This is a genomic window from Nitrospira lenta (assembly GCF_900403705.1).
Taxonomy (GTDB): Bacteria; Nitrospirota; Nitrospiria; order Nitrospirales; family Nitrospiraceae; genus Nitrospira_D; species Nitrospira_D lenta.
This window is the reverse complement of the sequence record NZ_OUNR01000012.1, coordinates 323,384-345,938: the sequence shown is the minus strand read 5'-3', so window position 1 is coordinate 345,938 and position 22,555 is coordinate 323,384. Positions and strand designations below refer to the sequence as shown.

At 59.3% G+C, this 22,555-nt stretch carries 21 protein-coding genes; 12 read left to right on the top strand and 9 right to left on the bottom strand.

The window, feature by feature from the left end:
* Positions 1 to 8 precede the first annotated feature (8 nt).
* Both leuS and NITLEN_RS07930 read right to left on the bottom strand, forming a co-directional pair.
* On the bottom strand, positions 9 to 2,444 hold the full coding sequence (gene leuS / locus NITLEN_RS07935; protein ID WP_121989060.1) for a leucine--tRNA ligase: 2,436 nt from the start codon (positions 2,442 to 2,444) through the stop codon (positions 9 to 11).
* Between the two features lie 127 nt (positions 2,445 to 2,571).
* Positions 2,572 to 3,300, bottom strand: coding sequence for an outer membrane beta-barrel protein (locus NITLEN_RS07930; RefSeq protein WP_121989059.1), 729 nt, complete (start codon positions 3,298 to 3,300; stop codon positions 2,572 to 2,574).
* 144 nt (positions 3,301 to 3,444) lie between these two features.
* Here NITLEN_RS07930 and NITLEN_RS07925 point away from each other — a divergent pair, with 144 nt between their 5' ends.
* Complete coding sequence (locus NITLEN_RS07925) at positions 3,445 to 4,092, top strand: class I SAM-dependent methyltransferase (RefSeq protein ID WP_219999413.1); 648 nt, start codon at positions 3,445 to 3,447, stop codon at positions 4,090 to 4,092.
* Here the strand turns inward: NITLEN_RS07925 and NITLEN_RS07920 are convergent.
* Positions 4,082 to 4,768, bottom strand: a complete 687-nt coding sequence (locus NITLEN_RS07920) for an HAD family hydrolase (RefSeq protein WP_121989058.1) — start codon at positions 4,766 to 4,768, stop codon at positions 4,082 to 4,084. The two genes, NITLEN_RS07925 and NITLEN_RS07920, sit on opposite strands and share 11 nt — an antisense overlap.
* Before the next feature lie 74 nt (positions 4,769 to 4,842).
* Between NITLEN_RS07920 and der the strand changes: the two genes are divergently transcribed.
* The 5 genes from der (at position 4,843) to NITLEN_RS07895 (ending at position 10,239) form a co-directional block, all read left to right on the top strand.
* Entirely contained in the window at positions 4,843 to 6,210 is a 1,368-nt protein-coding gene (gene der / locus NITLEN_RS07915) for a ribosome biogenesis GTPase Der (protein ID WP_245924409.1), read from the top strand.
* Positions 6,211 to 6,365: 155 nt separating this feature from the next.
* Positions 6,366 to 7,337 carry a hypothetical protein gene (locus NITLEN_RS07910; RefSeq protein ID WP_146216136.1) on the top strand — a complete coding sequence of 324 codons (972 nt, stop codon included), beginning with the start codon at positions 6,366 to 6,368 and terminating at the stop codon, positions 7,335 to 7,337.
* Between the two features lie 64 nt (positions 7,338 to 7,401).
* Positions 7,402 to 8,043: an RNA polymerase sigma factor gene (locus NITLEN_RS07905; protein ID WP_121989056.1), complete on the top strand. Its 642-nt coding sequence runs from the start codon at positions 7,402 to 7,404 to the stop codon at positions 8,041 to 8,043.
* 2 nt (positions 8,044 to 8,045) lie between these two features.
* Positions 8,046 to 8,345 carry an anti-sigma factor family protein gene (locus NITLEN_RS07900; protein ID WP_121989055.1) on the top strand — a complete coding sequence of 100 codons (300 nt, stop codon included), beginning with the start codon at positions 8,046 to 8,048 and terminating at the stop codon, positions 8,343 to 8,345.
* 172 nt (positions 8,346 to 8,517) lie between these two features.
* A complete protein-coding gene (locus NITLEN_RS07895; RefSeq protein WP_121989054.1) occupies positions 8,518 to 10,239 on the top strand; it encodes a tetratricopeptide repeat protein in 1,722 nt (573 codons plus the stop codon).
* 201 nt (positions 10,240 to 10,440) lie between these two features.
* Here the strand turns inward: NITLEN_RS07895 and NITLEN_RS07890 are convergent, their stop codons facing one another.
* On the bottom strand, positions 10,441 to 11,811 hold the full coding sequence (locus tag NITLEN_RS07890; protein WP_121989053.1) for a M20/M25/M40 family metallo-hydrolase: 1,371 nt from the start codon (positions 11,809 to 11,811) through the stop codon (positions 10,441 to 10,443).
* 105 nt (positions 11,812 to 11,916) lie between these two features.
* Between NITLEN_RS07890 and NITLEN_RS07885 the strand changes: the two genes are divergently transcribed.
* The 5 genes from NITLEN_RS07885 (at position 11,917) to NITLEN_RS07865 (ending at position 16,545) form a co-directional block, all read left to right on the top strand.
* The gene (locus NITLEN_RS07885) at positions 11,917 to 12,381 is read left to right on the top strand and encodes a hypothetical protein (RefSeq protein ID WP_121989052.1); all 465 of its coding nucleotides are present in this window, start codon (positions 11,917 to 11,919) and stop codon (positions 12,379 to 12,381) included.
* Positions 12,382 to 12,505: 124 nt separating this feature from the next.
* Positions 12,506 to 13,069 (top strand): LemA family protein, encoded by a 564-nt coding sequence (locus NITLEN_RS07880; protein ID WP_121989051.1) that lies wholly within the window; start codon positions 12,506 to 12,508, stop codon positions 13,067 to 13,069.
* A 32-nt stretch (positions 13,070 to 13,101) separates the two neighbouring features.
* Complete coding sequence (locus tag NITLEN_RS07875; RefSeq protein WP_121989050.1) at positions 13,102 to 14,865, top strand: DUF2207 domain-containing protein; 1,764 nt, start codon at positions 13,102 to 13,104, stop codon at positions 14,863 to 14,865.
* Between the two features lie 19 nt (positions 14,866 to 14,884).
* Positions 14,885 to 15,814 carry an NAD(P)-dependent oxidoreductase gene (locus NITLEN_RS07870; protein ID WP_121989049.1) on the top strand — a complete coding sequence of 310 codons (930 nt, stop codon included), beginning with the start codon at positions 14,885 to 14,887 and terminating at the stop codon, positions 15,812 to 15,814.
* Complete coding sequence (locus tag NITLEN_RS07865) at positions 15,811 to 16,545, top strand: hypothetical protein (protein WP_121989048.1); 735 nt, start codon at positions 15,811 to 15,813, stop codon at positions 16,543 to 16,545. The genes NITLEN_RS07870 and NITLEN_RS07865 overlap by 4 nt, the downstream gene beginning before the upstream one ends.
* Positions 16,546 to 16,751: 206 nt before the next feature.
* Here NITLEN_RS07865 and NITLEN_RS07860 read toward each other — a convergent pair whose 3' ends face one another.
* Both NITLEN_RS07860 and NITLEN_RS07855 read right to left on the bottom strand, forming a co-directional pair.
* Positions 16,752 to 17,960 (bottom strand): outer membrane beta-barrel protein, encoded by a 1,209-nt coding sequence (locus NITLEN_RS07860; RefSeq protein WP_121989047.1) that lies wholly within the window; start codon positions 17,958 to 17,960, stop codon positions 16,752 to 16,754.
* Between the two features lie 407 nt (positions 17,961 to 18,367).
* Positions 18,368 to 18,853 (bottom strand): Lcl C-terminal domain-containing protein, encoded by a 486-nt coding sequence (locus NITLEN_RS07855; RefSeq protein WP_121989046.1) that lies wholly within the window; start codon positions 18,851 to 18,853, stop codon positions 18,368 to 18,370.
* A gap of 160 nt (positions 18,854 to 19,013) precedes the next feature.
* Between NITLEN_RS07855 and NITLEN_RS07850 the strand changes: the two genes are divergently transcribed.
* Positions 19,014 to 19,613: an acetate uptake transporter gene (locus NITLEN_RS07850; protein ID WP_181416718.1), complete on the top strand. Its 600-nt coding sequence runs from the start codon at positions 19,014 to 19,016 to the stop codon at positions 19,611 to 19,613.
* 46 nt (positions 19,614 to 19,659) lie between these two features.
* Here the strand turns inward: NITLEN_RS07850 and NITLEN_RS07845 are convergent, their stop codons facing one another.
* The 3 genes from NITLEN_RS07845 to NITLEN_RS07835 all read right to left on the bottom strand — a co-directional run bounded on the left by NITLEN_RS07845 (position 19,660) and on the right by NITLEN_RS07835 (position 22,449).
* The gene (locus tag NITLEN_RS07845) at positions 19,660 to 20,412 is read right to left on the bottom strand and encodes a zinc ribbon domain-containing protein (RefSeq protein WP_146216135.1); all 753 of its coding nucleotides are present in this window, start codon (positions 20,410 to 20,412) and stop codon (positions 19,660 to 19,662) included.
* Positions 20,413 to 20,499: 87 nt separating this feature from the next.
* Positions 20,500 to 21,426, bottom strand: a complete 927-nt coding sequence (locus NITLEN_RS07840) for a site-2 protease family protein (protein WP_121989043.1) — start codon at positions 21,424 to 21,426, stop codon at positions 20,500 to 20,502.
* Between the two features lie 177 nt (positions 21,427 to 21,603).
* The gene (locus NITLEN_RS07835; RefSeq protein ID WP_181416717.1) at positions 21,604 to 22,449 is read right to left on the bottom strand and encodes an MBL fold metallo-hydrolase; all 846 of its coding nucleotides are present in this window, start codon (positions 22,447 to 22,449) and stop codon (positions 21,604 to 21,606) included.
* Positions 22,450 to 22,555 lie beyond the last annotated feature (106 nt).

The following is a 22,555-nucleotide window of genomic DNA, read 5'->3' as shown; positions in this document are numbered from 1 at the left end:
GAATTGCGTCATATGACGAAGTTCACGAGCTTCTTCTCGACGTAAATCACTTTTTTCGGCTCGTTGCCTTGCAGCCATTCCGCCACTGTTTCACGAGCAGCTCGCTCTACCGTATCGCGCGCGGTATCTGCTGCCACCTCGATCTTGCCACGAAGCTTCCCGTTCACCTGGACGGGGATCGTCAGCCGGTCGCTCACCGTCAACGCCGGATCAAACTGCGGCCAGGGTTGCTGAGACACGCTCGGCGCATGACCGAGAATAGCCCACAGCTCCTCCGCCACATGCGGTGCAAAGGGCGACAGCAGCAACACAAACGGCTCGAGCAAGGCCCGTGGGCGCGGTTCGGCCTTGGTCATCTCATTGGTGAACACCATCATTTGCGCAATGGCGGTGTTGAACCGGAGTTCGTCGATATCCTCCGAGACTTTCTTGATGGTCTGATGCAACAGCCGTTGATGCTCAAGACTGGGCGATGCCGACACCACCGACGCAGACAGCCCGCCCTCTTCCGTCACGATCAATCGCCAAGTCCGCTCTAAAAAACGAGTCACCCCTTCAACCCCGCGCGTACTCCAGGGCTTCATCGCTTCCAACGGCCCCATGAACATTTCATAGAGCCGCACCGCGTCGGCGCCGAACTGGTCCATCATATCGTCTGGATTGACGACATTCCCGCGGGACTTGGACATCTTCTGATTGTCTTCGCCCAAGACAATACCTTGATGCACCAGCTTCTTAAACGGTTCCGGCGTGCTCACCACCCCGATGTCGAAGAGCACCTTGTGCCAGAAGCGTGCATAGAGCAGATGCAGCACGGCATGTTCACTGCCGCCGACGTAGAGATCGACCGGCAGCCAATAGCGCTCCATCGCCGGGTCCACCAATTGCTTCGCATTCTTTGGATCGGCGAAGCGGAGATAGTACCAGCAGGAACCGGCCCACTGCGGCATCGTATTCGTTTCACGCCGGGCCGGTTTCCCTGTGTGAGGATCGGTCGTCACCAGCCACTCTTCCAAGTTCGCCAGTGGACTTTCTCCACTGCCTGACGGTTTGAAATTGCTGGTCTCTGGCAAGATCAACGGCAGCTGTTCCTCCGGCAACGGGTGTGACTCCCCATCCACCCACACAATCGGGAACGGCTCTCCCCAATAACGCTGCCGGGCAAAGAGCCAATCGCGCAACTTATAGTTGATCGCCTTCTTTCCCTTACCCTGTTGCTCCAGCCAGGCCGTGATCGCCGGAATCGCCTCCGCCGGTTTCATCCCGTTCAGAGACAAGGACCCGTCCGGCATGGCCGAGTTCACGACCGTGCCGCGATCCGTCGCGACAAAGGCCGCCTCCTGAACCTGACCACCTTGAATCACTTCGCGAATAGGCAACTGATAGGTCTTAGCAAAGGCCCAATCCCGCTCATCATGCGCCGGAACCGCCATGATCGCGCCGGTGCCGTAGCTCATGAGAACGTAATCCGCCAGCCAGACCGGCAACCGTTCGCCGTTCACCGGGTTGATCGCATACCCGCCCGTGAACACGCCGGTCTTTTCCTTGTCCAGTTCCTGCCGCTGTAAATCGCTCTTTCTGGAGGCCGCATCGCGATAGGCCACGACGGCGGCCTTCTGGGAGGCGCTGGTTACCACATCCACCAGCGGATGCTCGGGCGCCAACACCATATAGGTCGCACCGAAGAGCGTATCGGGCCTGGTGGTAAAGACCCGAATCGTTCCACGGGTATCGGCCAGGGCAAAATCCACTTCCGCGCCGATCGACCGACCGATCCAATTCTTCTGCATTTCGAGCGTACTGGCAGGCCATTCCACCAGCTTCAAATCTTCGAGGAGCCGATCGGCATAGGCAGTAATCTTCAAGACCCACTGACGCATGGGTTTGCGAACGACGTCGAACCCGCCGACCTCGCTTTTGCCGTCGACGATTTCTTCGTTCGCCAGCACCGTGCCAAGCGCCGGACACCAATTGACCGGGACTTCGGCGACATAAGCCAGCCCACGCTTATAGAGTTGAAGAAAGATCCATTGCGTCCAGCGATAGTAATCGGGATCGGTGGTGCTGAGCTCCCGCTCCCAATCATAGGACAACCCCACCCGCTTCATCTGCCGTTTGAACGTCGCGATGTTTTGCGCGGTCGTGAGGGCCGGATGCACGCCGGTCTTCACCGCATATTGCTCGGCCGGCAGACCGAAGGCATCCCAGCCCATCGGATGGAGCACATTGAATCCCCGCATGCGTTTGTAGCGAGAAACGATATCCGTCGCGGTGTAGCCTTCCAGATGCCCGACATGAAGCCCGGACCCGGAAGGATAGGGAAACATATCGAGGCAATAAAACTTCGGTTTGGTCGTGTCCTGGTGGGCGCGAAACGGGCGATGCTCTTCCCAATAGGCCTGCCACTTCACTTCCAGCGCGTGATGATCGTACCCTTTTGCCATGACTCTCCGGGGGGATTAAAAAATCGTGGAACTCTAGCACAGACCGGCAGGGGCAACAACAATGGGAAGAGGAGTGTGGAGCGGGTGGGGGCCGGCAGGACCCGATTCGCCGGCCCCCGAAGAAACGCTAGAAATGGTAGCCGATGCCGAACACAAAGTGGTGGAGCGTCGCAATCGCGTTGATACCAAAATGACCGACGTCCGCCTGGCCGGGAAGGTCCAGACGGGCATAATTGAATTTCCATTCTCCGAACATCGAAACATGATCGGTCAGTCGATAACGCAGTCCGACTTGGGTATTGAGACCGATCCCCGTATAAGACTGCGAATACGCCGTCCCGCTCGCGGCCGAGGTCAGCTGTTGCTGATGCAACATCATCAAACCAGGCCCGACCCCCGCATAGGGCTCAAAGGCCCCAGCCTGATACCGCACCATCAGGAGAGGCGACACCACGATCAACCGATTCGTCGCGCCTCCCTCTTCCACGGTCACATTCCCGCTTCCCGGCACCGCAAGCGTCAATCGCTGCTGAGGCCGATGGGGAGACGTCACAAATCCTTCCAGTTCGACACCCAACCACGAGACCGACTCAAAATAGTGCCCCACTTTCACACCGTACATCACCGAATTGTTCAAATTGACATTGGAAACCGATGTCCCGGTTGCCAACCCCGAGTACGTGGGATCGTTTGCCCGGCCGCGCGTGGTATCCTGAGCCAGAGTAAAGCCGAGCTGCCCGGCGACATACGTTTCTGCCTGGACAACCGACGTGAACAACATCGTCGACACCGCGAGTCCGAGAGTAAACCACCGTGGCACCCCGAGTACCTGCCGCCACTGTTGAATATCCATCATGCTCCACCTCCGTCGTGATCCTGTTGAATCCCACAGCCACAATCGATCTAATGAATTGCACTGATAGGTTGAGTATATGGCCCAGGTGACAACCTGCCTACCGTGCAGAGGGAGGGAACCGGCTCCTACAAAGGGGGTACTCCGATGAATATCTTTATGGGTTTTTACGCCAATCGACTCTTTCCCCGCCTTATGGACCGAGTCATGAGTGGGCTTGAATTCCAGCGGTTGCGAGCCGATTTACTCAAAAACGTCGCCGGCGAAGTCCTGGAAATTGGACTGGGCACCGGTCTCAATCTGGCTTGCTACCCACCCCGAGTCCTACGGCTCCGAGCCGTCGATCCGGTACCATTGCTGCCTGTTCGCGTCGCGGAACGGAGGGCCGCCGTGGCCTTTCCTGTCGAGATCACCTATCTCAGCGCAGAACGGCTTCCCTATGAAGATGGGATCTTCGACCATGTCGTGAGCACCTGGACGCTCTGTACGATTCCTGATCCCGTACAGGCCCTACAAGAGGTACGACGCGTGCTGAAGCCGACCGGCCAGTTTCTGTTCATCGAGCATGGCCGGAGCGACGATGCTCGGACAGCCGCTTGGCAGGACCGGCTAAATCCGATTCAGAACGTCATCGGCTGTGGCTGCAATCTGAATCGGCGGATCGATCAGCTGATTCGCGAGGCAGGACTGCGCATTCTGCAACTCGATCGCTTTGCAATGGAGGGAGTACCGCGAATCGGGGGAGAACTATACCGCGGAATTGCTCGGGCGGACCGGGCGGGCCTCAGCGCCTAGCCGGAAACGGATGACCATCGAGCAGCGCCGTCATATGCTCGATCGAGGGGAAGATGCTCGATGCTTCGGCAGGCCGTTGCGAGCTGGATTTGGCGCTGTGGACGATCTGAGCCAGACCGAACCGCAGTGCCGCACGGAGACACCCCTCGTCATCATCCACAAAGAGTGCGCGCGTTGGATCAAACCCGACAAGCTTCTGGCAGGCAGGCCAATATTCCGAACGCATTTTGAGATAGCCGACCTCGGCCGCATCGACGATCCGATCCACATAGCGATCCAGTCCGGTTTTGGCCGTTTTGACCGCGACCCCTGACGCATGCGCATTGGTGAGGATCGTGATCCGCTTTCCACGCCGACGAACTTCCGTGAGGAACGGCTCCGCCCCGGGAAGAAATCCGATCAGACCATCCAACTCCTTGTGCATCGCCACCACATCGATCCCCACCCGTTCGGTCCAATAGTGGAGATCGGTCCAGGCCAATTCCCCTTCCACCGATCGATACATCGCCATCAAACGATCGCGCGATGCTTCAAACGGAAGACCATGAAGGGTCGCATAGCGGCGCGGCAACTCTTCTTCGAAAAAGAAGTTATCGAAATGCCGGTCCAGCAACGTGCCGTCCATATCGAGCAGCACGTCATCGATTTCAGCCCAATTGACGCCAAATTGCCTCATTGATCCGGAAGTGTACCTGACACCGGTTGTGTTTGCCAAAATTCATGTGATACGGTCGCGGACCTATGAAAAAGATGCGTGATTCGCCAACGAAGACCAAAACCCTGCCGTTCAGCTCTGCGGCGCCGATGCCGCTGGTCGCCATCATCGGCCGGCCGAACGTGGGGAAATCGACTCTGTTCAATAAGATCCTCGGGGTCAAAACCGCCATCGTGGACGACGTCCCCGGCGTGACCCGCGATCGCAACTATGCAGATGCAACCTATCTCGACCGCAAATTCCGGCTGGTCGACACCGGCGGACTCGATCTCTCCTCCTCCGACGGCATGCTGACCTTGATTCGCCGGCAATCCGAACTGGCCATCGCCGAAGCCGACATCCTCATGTTCATCCTAGATGGCCGGGCGGGTTTAACGCCGCCGGATCACGAGGTCGTAAAGCTCCTGCGCGGCGTAACCAAGCCGATCTTTTACGTGATCAACAAGATTGATACCCCGAAAGCCGAACCGCTCATTGCCGATTTTTATCAATTGGGCAAGTCCGAGCTCCACGCCGTCTCCGCCGAACATGGCATCGGCGTATCCGAATTACTGGACGACCTCTACCCGCTATTACCCCCGGCGGATGAGACCACGGAACTCACGCAACTCCCGCGGATCGCGCTCGTGGGCCGCCCAAACGTGGGCAAGTCCACATTGACCAATGCCGTCCTGGGTGAAGAACGCGTCGTCGTCAGCGATATGCCCGGCACCACACGCGACCCGATCGATTCGCTCGTCGTACACGGCGACCAGCGCTATATTTTCACGGATACGGCCGGCATCCGCCGCCGCGGCCGCATCGAGCCGGGGCTCGAAGGATATAGCGTCATGCGCTCACTGAGAGCCATCGGCCGTTCTGATGTGGCCGTCCTGCTGCTCGACGCGGTAGAAGGCGTCACGGAACAGGACACGAAAATCGCCGGGGCGGTACTCAAGCAGGGACGCGCCTGCATGCTGCTCGTGAACAAGTGGGATCTCCGGGCCAACGATGCCGAGGCCCGCCAGGAATATGAGCGCGAACTCCATCGGCGTTTTCCATTCCTGACCTGGGCGCCCGTCCTCTTTGGATCCGCCGCTCAACCCGATTCACTGCATCAGCTCTTCCCCAACATCAACACGGTCTATGCATCGTTCAATAAACGCGTGCCGACCGGAGCGCTCAATCAATGGCTCCAAAAAATCCTGGAGTCGCATCCCCTCCCGGTTCGAAAAGGCAAACCCTCGAAAACGTCGAAGGCTGCATTCATCACCCAAGTGGCGACGAAGCCACCTTCGTTCGCCTTGTTTTGCGGACACCCACAAGACGTGGGCCCGTCGTATATTGGATTTCTCGAACACCAGCTCCGGGACGCCTACGGATTTTCCGGCACGCCGCTGCGCTTGCTCATCCGCAAGAAATGACGGCGCCCTTCGCGAATATTCTCTAAGCGGTTCACCTCGTAACATTACGAGGCGAATGGGTTTGAACTTGACTCGTTCACACCCTCATGTTATTCGCAGACTGGCTGGATCGAGCCTTGAACGGCTCATTGTCTGAAACACACGACCCTGCGATCATGACGCCACCATCGCCTATCTTCCGCCTCACCCTCCTCTGCGCCGCTCTCAGCGGACTCTTGCCGCTAGGATTCCCCGCGTCAAGTGTCGCGCAAACCTTCCCGGACACCCAACCGGATCCGGCTGCTGCGACCGATCACGACGAAACCAGTCCATCGATCGCCTTGAAAGGTTCGGTCTGGCGGGCGAAGCCCGGCATTGTATTTTTGAAAACTCCCGTCGGGTTACTCACCCTCAGTTCAAAAACCACGCTCAAGGACATGCGCGCCTCGCAGCGCGTCTCATTCTGGATTCACGAATCCAGCATGGCCGTTGAAATCCGCAAGCGGGCCGACGATTCTCTCGTCCATCGCTATCTGACCGGCCCCGTGGTGAAGGGCTCAGATGGTACGAAAGAATTGACCCGCTGGACTCCGGACGGTGACATGCCGTTTCCCTACGGCACGCATGAGTCGCAACTCTCCGCACTCCGTGACGGCGATCCGGTCACCGTGGAAGTCGACGGCACCGGCACGATCATCGGCGTGCACGACCTTCAATTCGATTTGCAGATCGGCCAAGTGCCCCCCAGTGGATCGGACGCGCATGTGCTCCTGAGCGGGACCGTATCCAAACTCAAATCGAATTTCATTTTCTTTAAAACACCGGTCGGCGTCATCAACGTCAATGCCAAGATCGGGATCAAAAACGCCAAGGTCGGCCAGACCATGACCCTGCATGTTCATCACCACTCAGTCGTGGCCGACTTGACCCCACCCAATGGAGCGGCCCCGATACGCCGGTTCATCACCGGCCCGCTCGAATTCTCGACACCGGACCGCACCGAGGTACGGTTCTGGACCCCTGCCGGCGAACAAACGTTCCCGACCGATCGCGGGAAATCCGCTCTAGCCGGAGCCAAAGAAGGCAGTCCGATCACCGTTGAGCTCAATGGCGACGGGGCGGTTGTCGACTTCTATCACTCTGACTAAGCTCCAAGCCGGCTGTCACTCTTGACAGGGTTTTCGCTCTCTCCGTAGACTCTCACCCACCAGCATGAAAACACTCGCTCACGCCCCAAAACCCACGCCGGTCTCACGCAATGAGGCGCGTACCGCTGCGAGCTTCGATACGCTATATCGAGACCATGTCGATCAGATGTACCGCTTTGCGACCAGACTCTGCGGAGAACCCGAAGCGGCAAAGGATCTGGTCCAGGAAACGTTTCTCAATGCCTACCGGGGCTATCAGACATTCCGCGGAGACGCGCAGGTCTCGACCTGGCTCTATGCCATTGCAGCACGGGCCTGCTCGCGCATGCGCCGCAAGCGGAAAGGCGCGCCCGACCGGGAATTGTCGCTGGAAGAATTTATCCCGACCTCGGAAGGGGAGTTTCGCCTGCAGATTCCGGTGGACGGGCTCAGCCCGGAAGAGGCGCTGCAGAATAAAGAACTGCGCCAGGCGCTCGATCAGGCGATTGCCAAACTGCCCAAGAAATATCGCATGGTGCTGGTACTGCGCGACATGGAAGGCTTGAGCGCCAAAGAAGTCGGCAGTATCGTCGGGCTCAACGAGCGCGCCGTGAAATCCCGGCTGCACCGGGCACGCTTGTTTGTCCGGCGCGAGCTCAGCGCTCAGGGGATTGCCGCATCCGAACCCTCGCACAACGGCCACTCGTTCACGCAAGGAGGACGCTAGCCATGGCCAAACGGACGCCGACCCGATCCGTTCAGCGGAAACCCGCCCGCCCCCACCGTCACGGGAAAGGACGCTGTGTGGCCATCCTAAAAAAGCTCTCCGCCTATATCGACGATGAATTGCCCGGCACGCTGTGCGATGAATTGCGGAAACACCTCGGCGCCTGCCCCAACTGCGAAGAATTCGTCGCCTCGCTCAGACAAACGGTCGCCCTCTGCCAACACCGACCGACCCCGGCCCTCTCACAAGCCGAACGAGCCCGCATGCGAACCGACATTCTCCGAGCTGCGCGGCCGCGCTAACGCCGCCACGCTTTTCACGATTCCTGAATGGGTCAAACATGGCCCACTCAGCACGGCTGCCGTCACCGATAAACAGCGGGAAGTCCGCTCCCCTGGCCTCTTTCAGATTCGTCCGACGTCATGCTACAGTATCCTTCTTTAGCCCTTATTATGTTCGTTCAGGAAATAGGTGATGATGATGCATGGTCGTATCCGCAATACCTTTCGCGCGCCCATCCTGTTCACGCTGATGACCGCCCTCTTGGCAGGATGGTCTGGAATGGAGACCGCCTTCGCGGCCTCCTCGCACAAATCCAAACCGGCCCGCCAGGCCAACACCCCAGCTGCCGATGCCGCCCTTCGTTATACCGAGGCCCTCGCCAAGGGAGATCGCGTCACGGTCGGACAGTTGGACTTTGCCTGTCAATTTCGCCTGGTAGCGGCCGCGCCATCGAAAGTGAAGGCCTACCCGCCGGCGACCGACCCTTCATATGAATCCTGTTGGGAGAATCTGAAGACCGCCCATGCGCCTGCGTTGAAACGCACCGATGTGGGAATGACGGTGCTCTGGCCGAGCACCGGCCCGCTGGTCTTCTTCGGAGACGAACTCGCGCGCACGCCGGCATCGGCCTTCGTCATGGAAGAGCTTGGAATTTCCCCTCCGGGCAGCGGACTCCGTGTCGCCGTCACCAAGAGCCAACCCCTGCCCGCCGGCTCCTTCCGATTGAACGCCAATGGAAAGATCCTGGCCGTGCCCACGACACTCGTCCTATTGAACATACAGTACCAGGATCCCCTGACCTCACCGGTCACCTATGCCGAAGGGACGGTCAAGTGGACGAACACCATCAAGCGGGCGCGCAAATCGCTGAAGTCCGTCACAACTCAATGGGTCGTCTTCACGGGACTGAAGAAACATGGCTTCCCGGGTGACACCGCCGTATTCAATCTGCCGGTCGTCACCGAACCGACCGTCGCGGGAATGGTCGCGGAGAAAATTCCGTTCACGACGGAGATCAGCCGGCCGCTGCCGCAATCTATGGTGTGGTGGGGACCGGGCGATCAGCCGGGGACGCTCACCGCAGCCGCGGCGCGAGCCGCCACGTTTCCTGAGTTGCGCGACCGGGTGGCCCTGCTCAACCGCGTGCTGATTATCGATCCGAATCAACCGGACGCGCTGACCGTGCTCACTCGAAATCTCTACGCAGTCCTCCTGCGCGAGGGCAACAACGGGCATAATCTCACGATCCGAGACCCGGCCCTGACCCTGGTCGCCAACGAGTTCTATTGGAACATCTATGCGCAATCCACTCGGACAGACTTGTCCAACGGGATGGAAATGGGCGGCTTCTCTCAGCCGACGCCGGCCGATTTCCTGTTCCGCATGCTGCCGGCTCTGGAAGCTCTCGCCAAAGTCCGACCGGAACAACTCGATAACCGGTTCCGATTGGGCGTCGCCTATCGCTGGAACAACGACCAGCAGGCTGCCATCGAGACTCACGAAGCGCTGGTAAAAGAAATCCCCGATACCAGAAAGTCCGCCAAGGCCGAAGCCTTGTTGCAACTCGCCTGGTCTCGTCTGCACAAGTCCGCGTGGAACAGAATCCTGCACGATCCTGAAATCAACCGGGCCTATGCCGATGCAGAGGCCTCGCTGGCGGTGGCCGACCTGCCGCTCGACAAATTCCTGGCGGAATACACGATGGCCTACAGCATGATTTTCATGCCCAACTACGGGGACAAGGCCACGCTGCTACACCACGTCACGGAAGCCAAACGCTGGTTCGATGAAGTACCGGGAAAGACCGACGAAGTCTGGCGGTATTTCCTCCATTCCGAATTGCTCAAAGCCGTGCTGGACGCCGATCCCATGTTCCAACCGATTCTGGCCACGGCGGAAGAGAAAAAGAACTAGCTCATCGCCCTATCGGGAGCAGGCGTTGAACCGATTCAACGCCTGCTCCCGGACTCATCCCGCCCTTAGATCCGCCGCCGACCGAACGATGTCCTTCCGTTCGGCCGCAGATGTCGCCCCTCTCTATTCTTTCGAAATCTGCTTTCCATAAACTCATCCCAAACGCTCGGTCATCGAATGAAGGGACTAACCGGCTGCGCCCTATCTCTTCCCCATCTTCGCCAGCTCTTCAAAATAATGCGCGAAGGCGGTCATCCCGCTGGCAGCCTGCCCCCAATCAAAGTATTCATTCGGCGCATGGTACCCGTGTTCGGGAAGACTGAGGCCCATGAAGAGGATCGGGACCTTCCAAGCCTTTTGCATCGTCACCACGGCCCCAATCGAACCGCCCTCGCGAATGAACGCCGGCTCTTTGCCGAATCCCGCCTTCGCCGCCCGCTTCACCGCCTCGACGTACGGCCCTTCGAAGAGGCCCTGGAACGGCTGCAACATGCCCTCTGCCTCGACCTTGACGTTGGGATTCAGCTTGGCAACGAATTTCTTCAGCAGCGCAAAAACCTTCTCAGGCGTCTGATTGGGCACCAGTCGCATGCTGACCTTCAGTTCTCCGTAACCCGGCACGACTGTCTTGACGCCGGGGCCATGATAGCCGCCGGTCAGCCCATGCACTTCAAACGTCGGAGCCGCCCAGATACGGCGCATGATCTCGGCAGGGTCCTGCGTGCGCAGCGTCTGAAATCCGTACGCCTGCTTGAACTTGGAGACTTGGAAGCCTGACTTGAGAAAACTCTTGATCTCCGCCTTCGTCGGCTCCACCACGTCGTTGTAAAATCCTGGAATTTTCACCTTGCCGGTTTTGGCATCCACGCAGGCGGAGGCCACTTCCATCAATTCCGCCAGCGGATTGCGAGCGGCGCCACCAGTGACACCCGAATGAGCATCCTTCGCTCCTGTCTTGAGGGTCAACCGTGCGCCGATCAATCCGCGCAGCCCGTAGGGCATGGCCGGTTTGCCTTTGGCGATCCAAATCGTATCCGACACCACGACGGAATCGGGCCGTGGAATCGCGAGACGATTGTGGAGACCCGCGGCGAAATGCGGACTGCCGATCTCTTCCTCCAACTCCCACAGAAAACGAATATTGATGGGAACGCCCTGTTCGATCGCATACCAGGCCCCAAGCAACGCCGACAGCGCCGGACCTTTATCGTCTGTCGCCCCGCGGCCATGATAGATCCCGTTATCCTTGCGAAAGGCGAAGGGCGATTCTTTCCATTCCGGTTCCTGCGCCGGCTGCACGTCGAGATGGTTGTAGATGGTGACGGTCGGGTAGTCCGCTCCCGTTGTCCAGCCTCCGGAAATGATGGGATAGCCGCCTGTTTCGACGACCTGCGCCTCGGCGCCAAGGCTCTTCAAATATTGCACGGCCAGCGTAGCGACACGCGGCATCTCCCCCGCCCTGGCCGGATCCATGCTGATAGACGGCACCTCCACCAATTGTCCGAGAAGATTTTCAAATCGCGGGCGGCTGTCGGCAATATATTTTTTGAGCTGCTGCTTATTCCCAGTCATGCATCCCTCCCCATGTTCTGAGCGCGGATTATAGCCTCGGGCTGCGTGAAGCGAAAGACGGACGCGGAGCGGTTCATACGTAAACAATGGTAGAATGCGCGCGCCATGCGATCCGACAGACCATTCCTCCACCAGCTCAGGGCCGTCACACTTCTGGCTGTCATAGGATTCCCGGCAATCATCCTGGCAGAGGAGCCGATTCCCATTCAGCAGATCCTGGAAGAGCCCAGAATCTATCACCTGCGCCAGGTCACGCTCCAAGGCACCGCGCGGGACGTGCAGCCGCTCGATCCGTATAAGCTTCCCAATGACACCCCTTGTTACGGCGCGTACCTCTTTAAGCTCGAAGACGACACAGGCGTCATGTCCGTGGCCGTGCTCGGTCTTTGCGGAAGGCCGCTCATCCGTGACCCGGAAATCGAGGACGGCCAACGGGTCGAAGTGAGCGCCACCATTCAAGCGCCCAGCCACGGCGGCTACTACTTGAGTTTTCAAGGGCTCAAGGTCGTCACGGAGCAAGAAGACTTCGTGCAAGCGGTGGCCACAAGAATTCTTCCCATCCTCGAATAGGCCTGCCCGCCAAGACGGCGGACAGCGGCGGATTACTTTACAGCCCACACCCTTACGGATATAGTTTTATGACCGTGTGCTGAGCAATCGCTCACGCTACCGCGCGTAAACAAGGAGAAGTCTCATGGCCTGGATTACGTTGATCGTGCTGGCCGGATTGGTGCTGCTGGTCATCAGCGTGTACAACTCACTGATCCGATTGAAAGTCCAGTCGGAGAATGCCTGGGCCGATATCGACGTGCAGTTGAAGCGGCGATACGACCTCATTCCCAATCTGGTCGAAACGGTGAAGGGCTATGCGGGGCACGAGAAGCAGACGCTCGAAGCCGTCATCACGGCCCGCAACCGGGCCATGGCCGCCACTGCTCCGGCCGCCAAAGCAGAGGCCGAGGGCCTGCTCGCCCAGTCGCTGAAATCACTCTTTGCGCTGGCCGAAGCCTATCCGCAACTCCGGGCCGTGGAAAGCTTCACCCAACTTCAGGGCTCGCTCAACCAGATCGAAGACGCCGTTCAGAATGCCCGCCGGTACTACAACGCCGTCGTGCGCGATCTGAACACCAAGATTCAGGAGTTCCCCTCCAACCTCATCGCCGGCTTCTTCAGTTTCAAACTGAAAGAGTTTTTTGAACTCGTCGATGTGACAGAGCGGGCGGTGCCGAAAGTCAGTTTCGATCAGGCTTCCCGCTGATTGCCCCTGTGGAGCGACGAGCTCTTTCCCCTATGCGCGCACGATACGTCATTCGCCTAGGCCTCCTGCTCTTTGCGTGGCTGTTGACTGGCGAACACGCCGGCGCCCGCTCGCTCGTCATCGAGCAGTTCCATGCTGACATTCAGGTGCTCCCCAGCGGCGACCTTGTGGTGACGGAAACGATCCGGCCGCGTTTCACCGGAGCCTGGAACGGATTGAAACGCGACATCCCGGTCGAATATCGAACGCCACAGGGATTCAATTACACGCTGTTGCTGGACCTGCTCAGCGCGACGGACGAGCACCAGGCTCCGCTCAAAATCGACAGCGGTCGCGACCGGCATTATCGAAGCTTCAAGATCTGGCTTCCCGGCGCACAGGACACGACCAAGACGCTGATCCTGACCTATCGAGTCGCCAACGGACTCAAATATTTCGAAGACCATGACGAGCTCTATTGGAACGTGACCGGCGACGAATGGGACGTGCCGATCGAATCGGCCACCGCCAGCGTATCGTTGCCCCCTAATGCGACCGGCATCAAAGCCCTCGCCTTCAGCGGCGCGTACGGCGCGCGCGAACAGCAGGCCGACATCCGCATTGAAGACTCCACGATCCACTATCAGATGAAGCGACCGCTGGGATTCCGCGAAGGCCTGACCGCCGTCGTAGGATGGGATAAAGGGCTAGTCGACGAACCGGGTCTGCTGCAACGGACACACCTGTTTCTTCGTTACAACTGGCCCTTGGCCCTGCCCGTCGGCGTCTTCGTCGCGATGTGGTATCTCTGGTATACCCGAGGCCGAGACCCGCGTCTGCACCCCCTCATCGTCAGCTACGAGCCCCCCGACCGGCTGACGCCCGCCGAACTCGGAACCCTGGTGGACAACTCGCCTGACCTTCGTGACATCACCGCCACGCTGGTCGATCTGGCCGTCCGGGGCTATGTGCGGATCGAAGAACGGCAAGAGCCCAAGCTCCTCGGATTGTGGTCGAACACCGAGTACCATTTGCATCGCCTTCAACCCCCGTCCGCCTGGGACGGATTAAAAGCCCATGAGATCTCGATTCTGAGAGGGATCTTCCCGGCCGGACCACACACCGATGACCCGGAAGAAACCGTGACGTTGTCGGCCCTGGCCAATCGCTTTTACGCGCGCCTGGACGGCATCAAGTCCTCACTGTTCGACCAGCTCGTCACCCGCGGTTACTACGTGCGCCGGCCCGACCGGGTCAAGCAGGCCTACACAATCGGCGGAATTGTCGTGACCGTCGTCATCTTATTCGGAAGCGCCTGGTTGAGCGGACGAATCGGCCTAGCCTTTCAAACCGGAGCCGCCGCGGGTCTCCTGTCGGGTCTCATCATCGTCGGATTCGGCCGGATCATGCCGGCTCGGACGCTGCGCGGCACCAGAGCCTTGGAGAAAGTGCTGGGCTTCGAAGAGTTCCTGAGTCGCGTCGAATCCGATCGTATGGACCGTCTTGTCAAAACGCCCGAGATGTTCGAGAAATTCCTCCCCTTTGCCATGGCCTTGGGTGTGGAAAAGAATTGGACCAATGCCTTCGACGGCATTTACATGCAGCCGCCTACCTGGTATCAAGGAGCCAACTTTGCCGAGTTCCGCCCACGAAACCTGACCGGCAACTTGTCGCAACTGTCCGCGGCAGCCGGTACAGCCATGACCTCTGCGCCGCGCAGTTCCGGCGGCTCCGGGTTCAGCAGCAGCGGGAGCAGCGGCTCATCCGGCGGGTCTTCGGGCGGCGGCTTCGGCGGTGGCGGCGGCAGCGGGTTCTAACGGTTCGATTCTCCTCTGTATGCAGCAGATTGCTCCGAATCACAGTCGTATCGGATGGATCGGCACCGGCGTGATGGGTGCCTCGATGTGCGGCCATCTACAGCAAGCCAGCTATCCCATCACACTCTATTCCCGCACCAAAGCCAAGGCGCAGCCACTCCTCGACCGCGGCGCGTCCTGGGCGGACAGCCCGCGCGCGGTCGCCGACCGATCGACGGTCATTGTCACCATGGTCGGATTTCCTCGCGATGTGCGGGAAGTCTACTTCGGGCCTCAGGGAATTTTAGCGGGAGCCAGACCAGGCTCAATCCTGATCGATATGACCACGACCGAACCGGCGCTGAGTCGGGAGATCGATGCCGCCGCGTCCGCTCAAGGACTCCAGGCGATCGACGCGCCGGTATCAGGCGGAGACGTCGGGGCCAGAAACGCAACCCTCTCCGTCATGGCGGGCGGGAACCCTAAGACGGTTGAATGGCTGCACCCGCTCTTCGAATGCTTGGGCAAGAAGATCGTCTACCAAGGCGGGGCGGGAGCCGGGCAACAGACGAAGCTGTGCAACCAAATCGTGATTGCCGGGACGATGGTGGGAGTCTGTGAAAGTCTGCTGTACGGATTCAACGCGGGACTGGATCTGACGCAGATGCTCGACTCGATTCGTGGAGGCGCCGCCGCCTGCTGGACGCTGGATAATCTGGCTCCCAAAATCCTGCAGCGCAACTTCGATCCGGGATTTTTCGTCGAGCACTTCGTGAAAGACATGGGCATTGCACTGGACGAGGCCGCGCGCATGAACCTCCCGTTGCCCGGGCTGGCTTTGGCACAGGAGCTCTACCACCGCGTGCAGGCACTCGGCCATGGCCGTTGCGGAACCCATGCGCTCATGCTCGCGCTGGAAGACCTTTCCCGCACACCCATCACCATGTCCCCCTCCCGAAAGGCTCTATGACATCCCTTCGATGGCTGTTCCCCATTCTTTTCGCGATTCTCTCAGCCTGCTCAGCCAGCAAGGGATTCGACCGGGCAGGAATCCAGGAATCCCTGCACCAGCAGCTGGACTTCGCCGGCGGGCGTGAGGCCACACACCCAACGACCATCAATCCATCGCTCGCAGAATCGCTCCACCTCGGCATCTATTTCATCCGGAGAGAATTTCCCGCCAGGCACTCCATTCAAACAATGGAGTGGCTCAGCGCGGACAAAGACGCCGTAGTCCAACACCTGGCTCCGCTGCGGAAAGACAAGATTGTTCGCGAAGTGACCGTGCTTGCGGAGCCGACCGCATTGACGCTGACCCGCCAGGAATTGCGGCAGGCCTCCGCACGATTCGGCATCGACGTGCTCTTGCTTGTCGATGGCGTCGGCGCAGTGGATCGGTATAACAATGCCTATGCCCTTCTCTACCCGACGGTGCTCGGCGCCTGGCTGGCTCCCGGCACCGTGATCGATGCGCTCTTCATCCTCACCAGCAGGCTCTGGGATCTGCGGACCGACCAGCTACTCGACCAACAGACCGCTGAAGGTCAGGCCCATCGCACCGGAGCCGTGGTGCTGATGGACAATACGGAGACACTGAAGGAAGCCAAAGGCCGGGCAATCGATATCTTCGGGGAAATAGCGGTCAGTCACTTGCGATCGCTTACGGCCAAGCAAGCCGGCAACTCATCCTCTCTACGATAAATCAAACGGCCAGAGAAGGCCCGCAGCGGAAGAGGCTGGGCGGAAGCCAACCACAAGATTTCCTGGCTGCTCCCTCTTCTCCGAAACAACCTGCCGCATGTAGACCCAGAGATAGTGCCCTTCCTCCACATGTAAGGGACCTAGACCTCATTCAGAAATTGCCGGTGCGGCACCGTCCCCGTCTCGGCTAGGGAAACAGAAGAATTTTATGGTGAGTCGAGCGTCCAGATCAGACCAACGATCAGCATCTGTTGCGCCGGCGCCAGCCCGATGACTCCCGGCGCTATTTCATTGCGCCTGAAAAATCCCCCGCCGGAGCCGGTCGATTCGTCGTAGCGATATTCGAGCCGTGCCCTCATGTTCGTCCACTTGTAGGGCACCTTATATTCCGCTGTGGCCGTGACCGATTTGATCAACTGCTCCGAACCGGTCATCAGGCCGCTCCTGTCCCAATAGACTTCCGGCCTGAGCGCCACGCTCCAGGGACCGCCGATGTGCCACCGCATCGGCACGGCAGCTCCCATATAAAAGACACGGGGATTTCCCGGCGCGGCCATTTCCTGGGTTCCGACCTGATACTCGCCCAGGAGCGTCAGGTCGTCGTTGACCTTCCATTCCAGAAGGGAATCCGAGAATGACCGCCAATACCGGAGCGACGTGTCCGACTGGTCCGGGCCATAGTAGATCGTTTCCTTGATGGTCCAGGAGGCACTGGGTTTGTAGGCGACGTGGACGCCGTAACTCGGAACACTGTTGGTGTTTTGCAGGTGAAAATACTCATTGATGATGAAGACGGCCCCGCTCCACTTCTCGTTGAAGGCATATTGCGCGTTCGCTCCGAACATCAGGTACGGGGAATAGTCCGCGACCCATGAGCGGGTGTAATTGAAGTTATCCTTGGCATAGAGGGAGTCGTTGCCGATGAAGCTGTTGAACAGACCGGCTTGCAGCACCAGGCCATTGCCAACCGGAGCGAGGTAGGACACATTCGCGCGCCCGAAGTGCCGTAAGGCATCGGCCCCCTGCACCTTGGGAAGGTTCACTCCGAATCCAAAGTCCTTGGCATCCTGGCCCCCATGACCCAGCAATTCCATCCCCCAACGTGACTGGTCGGTGGCATCTTTTCTGACATAGATTCCGCCCATATTGAGGTCGAGTTCATTGACCCTGGGGGTGGTACCACGAGTGCGGAACACATGGTTTTCCGGAAAGTTGAAATTCAGCGAGTAGCCCAGGTCTATGAACCCCCCATAGTGCCAGTCCGGTGATCGCGGCTTCTCCTGATCCATGGCTGCGGATGCCCGACCCGTAGTCCGCTCCTCAGAGGTGAGTCCGACGACTTGAGCAAGGACGGGAGTCGCCAGCGTTCCTATCGCCAATATCAATAATTGAATGATCCACCGCGCCGCTCTCATGTCCTCAGACCTTCCACTCGCTCCAACGGCGGTCCTCTCGTGATGCGGCGCTGAGCTCGTCACGCGTTGACTCGCATGCTGTCGATGGCCGTCCCTCACAGCAAGTCCAGTGCAACCGATGTCATCGCGCCGTCCTCCCTTCTCACTAACCGCCTAACATCCTGTTTCTCGCAGCTCGTCCTTTGTCATGTCGAGAACGTAGCAAACTTCATATCAGAACGGTGTTACACCGGACCCTGAGCATGTGACGGCGCGATACCAATCGAGATGGAAACCGATCGAACAACGGGGGGAAACGCGTTGCCAAAGAACGACGTGAATCGACGGGCGAGGTGAGAAGTTCTCGTTCTGATTCACGGGACGCGAGCCATGCACTGGAAGTGTGACCCTGTGTGAATGACGGTCGGTTACTTGCGAGACGCTCCCATGACGCACCACATCCGTCGCGTGCCGGACTTCTGGTCCGTGACCGGTTCGCCGCTGAAGAAGCTGACCTGCCAGGCCACGATGTCGTCGGTCGGGTGCGGCGTCGAGGTCCAATAGATCTCCGAGTTGATATGGGAGAAGGGATGTCCGGCCGGTAAGGCCGGATCATGCTGGGACAGATCGATCAGCGTCTTGAGTTCGTCGATCGTGGGCCCACGCCAGCCCGATTGTCCGCCGACGGTCTTCGTGGCGCAGCGTTCGTTCGAACGGCTCCACACATCGTGTTCGCGATCCGGCTCCTGCTCCCAAACCAATCCGGTCTGACCGTCTGCGACGGCAGCCCCGTCGAGAACCAGCGTGAATCGCCCCTCCCGCTGCTCGGCAAAACCCTGATCCGCCATGAGCGCCAGCCCAAGTCCGGCTCCGATCAGCCACACCTTCGTCGGGATGAATCTGTTCTCTGTCATGGGATGCCTCCGCAACGTTCAGCCCTCCACGCGCATCGATGCGAGCAGTCTGCCGAAGCTGGCTTGTCTTTTCAATAGCCCCTGTTGCATGCTGGGGCCGTTTTGGCCCTGGCCAACGCAGCGGAGCAACGCGGACACCGACAACCGAGGGAGCATATCTATGAGTGACCTAGAGCATCACCGGCGCATCGACGTCTTGGCGATCGGCCTGTTCGGGCTCGCGGTCGGAGCCCTCACACTGGGTGTGGCTCAACTCGGCGGCATTTCCGATTCGAACAAGGTCGGCACACTGGTGATCGCCATGATCTTCGGCGGGATCGTGCAGATTCTCGCCGGCATCACCGATATCCGCTATCACGAGCAACTTGGCGGGACCGCCCTCACGATGTATGGATTCTTCTGGCTGACCGTCTCTATCGCCAAGTTGGTCAGCGAAGGCACGTCGTTCCATCTGGACATGGTGCTCTTTGCCCCGATCAACTTCGTCTATGCCGCCTTCTCAGCAGTCATGGTCTATCTGACGGCGTACCGCAACACCACGCTCTGTATGCTCCACATCATCATCACGATCACCTTCTCCTCCACCGTCCTGGCCATACTCAACCTCATCGGCGAAACCATCCCTGGGCTGCTCCACATCGTCGTCGGCATGATGGCGTTCTATCACGCCGTCGCCAGTTTGACCCAGGCCTTCACCGGACACCAGCTCGTGCCGTTGGGACCGCCCCTGCTTCATCGGGACAGGCTGATCTCTAAATAACTGATTGGGGGGATCGGTCGGAGACGCGGCGGACAACAACCCTGCTTCACTCCCGTTGCCGCTGATAGTGGCGCGCCAGAATGATCCCGCCCCAGACGAAAGACGCGAGCATCAGCAAAATTCCAATGTTGTAGGTAAGGTGGGCCAAGCGGTGATCCCACTCCAGCAGACCCGTCATCGTCAGCAGGTTGTTCCAATCATGGCCATCGGTCTCTTTGCCGGTCACGCCCCCCAATAGCATCAAGTTCAAATCGCGCGCATCATTGATATAGGGCGCCACGTCCATGATACTTTCGGCCGTCCACCAGAGCGCGACCGACGCGCCGAACGGATCGCGAGTCTGGACGAGAAACGTGCCGAGACAAATCAACGGCATGAGCACCTGACCGAGGCTCCCGCCGAGAATCATCATGAAACGGCCGAACGGACTAAAGATCAGGTGTCCGGCTTCGTGAAACGGCAGATTGATAAGATGGAGAAATGATTCGCCGGTGTAATTGGTTTCCAGCGGCGTCATGATGAAGATCCGGCCCCACCAGAGGAGCCCGAGAAAAACGACCGCCCGCCCGTACAACGTCATCGAGTCGGTCGTCGTATCGCTCTCCAACAGCCACTGTGCGGCCGTCACTCGCCAGGACGGCGTAGACCGTACCGATACATCGGACCGGTCAGTTCGGCGAATAGGCAGCGGCCGGTACTTCGCGAAAATGATTCCGCACCTAGCGCACTCCGTCTCGTTTTCAGACCGATCAGCCTGACACTTGGGGCAGACTTCAGTCCGTGCCTCGATCGACTCCATGTCCGCATGCTAGGGCCAACCGGACGATCCGACAAGAATTTGCCGAAAATCGCCATCGTGAAGCCGGACCCCAGTCCCGGCTCTTCCTCAGCGGACGACGATAGGAAACGGCGTGAAGATGAGGATGAAGAGAAGGACCGTCGCCCGTCCAAGCCAGGTTCGCGTCGAACCCAACGGCGACGTCGGATCGGGAATCGGCGGATGACCGACTCCAAGCAATGTTGCAAGGAACACCCACAGCCACCAGCCTTGCCAGCCGAGATAGCCCAGAACGATCAGGGCGGGAATGACCCAGAATGCGATGGTTCGTTGCCTCTGACCCCAAAGCGCGTAGGCGACATGGCCCCCGTCCAGTTGTCCGATAGGAATCAGGTTTAAACAGGTCACGAAGAGCCCGAACCAGGCCGCCTCTGCGATCGGATGCAGACTGACACTTGCTCCTCGCGGCAAATCTCCCAGTACGAACGACACACACCAATCAATGAGCATGGATCGTCCGACATAGAAGGGGCTACCCGAATTGATCCCCACTTCCACCTGGGACCAGTGCAATCCGACGACGAGCGCCACGAGCGCCACGACAAATCCGGCCAACGGCCCAGAGATCCCGATATCGAACAGGGCCTTCCGCTCTACGATTTGACCACGGACACGAATGATCGCGCCGAAGGTGCCCACTAGCAGCGGCAACCCCGGAATGAACAGCGGAAGCGACGCCGGAACGCGATGCCGCTTCGAATAAACATAGTGCGCCAGCTCATGGGTGACGAGAATCAGGAGCAGCGTCGCCGCAAAGGGAATCCCGTTGACCAGTTCACCGGGCCGCTCGATGAGCAACTCCCAGGCACCGCGAAACGGATGAAACCGGTTGGGGTGATCTTGATAGGCGCCGGCCCACAGCGTGGTAAAAACCGTCAGGCAGAACAAGCCGATCGGCAGGAGGTAGCGCGAAAATGTCGACTCTTCGAATTCATCTGCATCGTCGGCGGCTTCATTCTGCTGATCGCCGTTCATGCGCTCTCCTAGCAGGATACTGAAAAAGTCCGCCAGCAGCGTTCTCGCTTCGCGCCGATGCTCAACGTACCGCCGCGTACGCCTCGCCTCTTCGCTCGCTGCGGCCTTGCCCGCGGAACGGCGCGTCTCGGCGCGCCGGGGTTGGGCGGGTGAGAACCGCGACCTTTTTGAGCATCCCTATGGTACAGACGCGTAGAAAGGATTATGCGCCAATTCTTCTTCGACGGTGGTCGCGGGACCATGCCCCGGCAATAAACCGTACGCCGGCGGGAGGCCGAGCACGGTCGTCCGAACAGATGCTAAATGGGTCTGATAGAGCGTGCTGGGGTTTGAGCGCCCGATCGATCCCGCGAACAACGTATCGCCGACAAAACACAGCGGCGTCTGTGCATCATCCACCCGATAGCAGATCCCTCCGGCGGTATGGCCCGGCGCCATCAAACAATGGACGGCCAAGCGGCCAACGGCAATGGTCTGACCGTGAACCGGCGTCATCAACTGCGACTGCGGCGGCCGCCAACTGAGAAGCTCGACATCCTCGGCTCCCAGATAGACCGGGGCCGGATGGGATTGGAGAATCTGTTCGATGCCATCGGCATGATCCGCATGACCGTGGGTGAGGCAAATCCCGACAAGCCTCACGCGCTGCCGAGACAGAAATTCGATCATCGCCGGCGCATTGTAGGCTGTATCGATCAGCAGCGCCTCACCGTCATCGTGCACGACATAGCCCTGCACGCCATACCCATTAATCGAACCGTGGATCGTCTCCACCCAGGTGGGCTGGCGCTGGGCAACCGGCTCCCATTGCTCCAGCGCGATCTGCATGAGGGGTTCGGCCCGCAGGCCTAATCCCATGGCCAAGGCCCGTACTTCCGTGCGATCGCGCGGGCGATCACCGCGCTCTAGCGCGGTGATATCGCTACCAGGCAAACCTGTCATCTTCGACAGGTCGACCACAGATATTCCCTGGCCGATACGGGACTTTTTCAGAATGTCGCAGAGTTCGTCTTCGAGCGGCATGTCACACGACCATTCCATCTAATTATATGTGCTTACTTTCCGAGCCGGCGGTTCCGGCTGTCTTCACCGCGCGCGGGGCGCGAGCAAAAGAACGCCTCCACCACCG

Coding starts and splice junctions, on each gene's coding strand:
- leuS (WP_121989060.1), bottom strand. CDS start 2,444: ATGGCAAAAGGGTACGATCATCACGCGCTGGAAGTGAAGTGGCAGGCC.
- NITLEN_RS07930 (WP_121989059.1), bottom strand. CDS start 3,300: ATGATGGATATTCAACAGTGGCGGCAGGTACTCGGGGTGCCACGGTGG.
- NITLEN_RS07925 (WP_219999413.1), top strand. CDS start 3,445: ATGAATATCTTTATGGGTTTTTACGCCAATCGACTCTTTCCCCGCCTT.
- NITLEN_RS07920 (WP_121989058.1), bottom strand. CDS start 4,768: ATGAGGCAATTTGGCGTCAATTGGGCTGAAATCGATGACGTGCTGCTC.
- der (WP_245924409.1), top strand. CDS start 4,843: ATGCGTGATTCGCCAACGAAGACCAAAACCCTGCCGTTCAGCTCTGCG.
- NITLEN_RS07910 (WP_146216136.1), top strand. CDS start 6,366: ATGACGCCACCATCGCCTATCTTCCGCCTCACCCTCCTCTGCGCCGCT.
- NITLEN_RS07905 (WP_121989056.1), top strand. CDS start 7,402: ATGAAAACACTCGCTCACGCCCCAAAACCCACGCCGGTCTCACGCAAT.
- NITLEN_RS07900 (WP_121989055.1), top strand. CDS start 8,046: ATGGCCAAACGGACGCCGACCCGATCCGTTCAGCGGAAACCCGCCCGC.
- NITLEN_RS07895 (WP_121989054.1), top strand. CDS start 8,518: ATGATGATGCATGGTCGTATCCGCAATACCTTTCGCGCGCCCATCCTG.
- NITLEN_RS07890 (WP_121989053.1), bottom strand. CDS start 11,811: ATGACTGGGAATAAGCAGCAGCTCAAAAAATATATTGCCGACAGCCGC.
- NITLEN_RS07885 (WP_121989052.1), top strand. CDS start 11,917: ATGCGATCCGACAGACCATTCCTCCACCAGCTCAGGGCCGTCACACTT.
- NITLEN_RS07880 (WP_121989051.1), top strand. CDS start 12,506: ATGGCCTGGATTACGTTGATCGTGCTGGCCGGATTGGTGCTGCTGGTC.
- NITLEN_RS07875 (WP_121989050.1), top strand. CDS start 13,102: ATGCGCGCACGATACGTCATTCGCCTAGGCCTCCTGCTCTTTGCGTGG.
- NITLEN_RS07870 (WP_121989049.1), top strand. CDS start 14,885: ATGCAGCAGATTGCTCCGAATCACAGTCGTATCGGATGGATCGGCACC.
- NITLEN_RS07865 (WP_121989048.1), top strand. CDS start 15,811: ATGACATCCCTTCGATGGCTGTTCCCCATTCTTTTCGCGATTCTCTCA.
- NITLEN_RS07860 (WP_121989047.1), bottom strand. CDS start 17,960: ATGAGAGCGGCGCGGTGGATCATTCAATTATTGATATTGGCGATAGGA.
- NITLEN_RS07855 (WP_121989046.1), bottom strand. CDS start 18,853: ATGACAGAGAACAGATTCATCCCGACGAAGGTGTGGCTGATCGGAGCC.
- NITLEN_RS07850 (WP_181416718.1), top strand. CDS start 19,014: ATGAGTGACCTAGAGCATCACCGGCGCATCGACGTCTTGGCGATCGGC.
- NITLEN_RS07845 (WP_146216135.1), bottom strand. CDS start 20,412: ATGGAGTCGATCGAGGCACGGACTGAAGTCTGCCCCAAGTGTCAGGCT.
- NITLEN_RS07840 (WP_121989043.1), bottom strand. CDS start 21,426: ATGAACGGCGATCAGCAGAATGAAGCCGCCGACGATGCAGATGAATTC.
- NITLEN_RS07835 (WP_181416717.1), bottom strand. CDS start 22,449: ATGCCGCTCGAAGACGAACTCTGCGACATTCTGAAAAAGTCCCGTATC.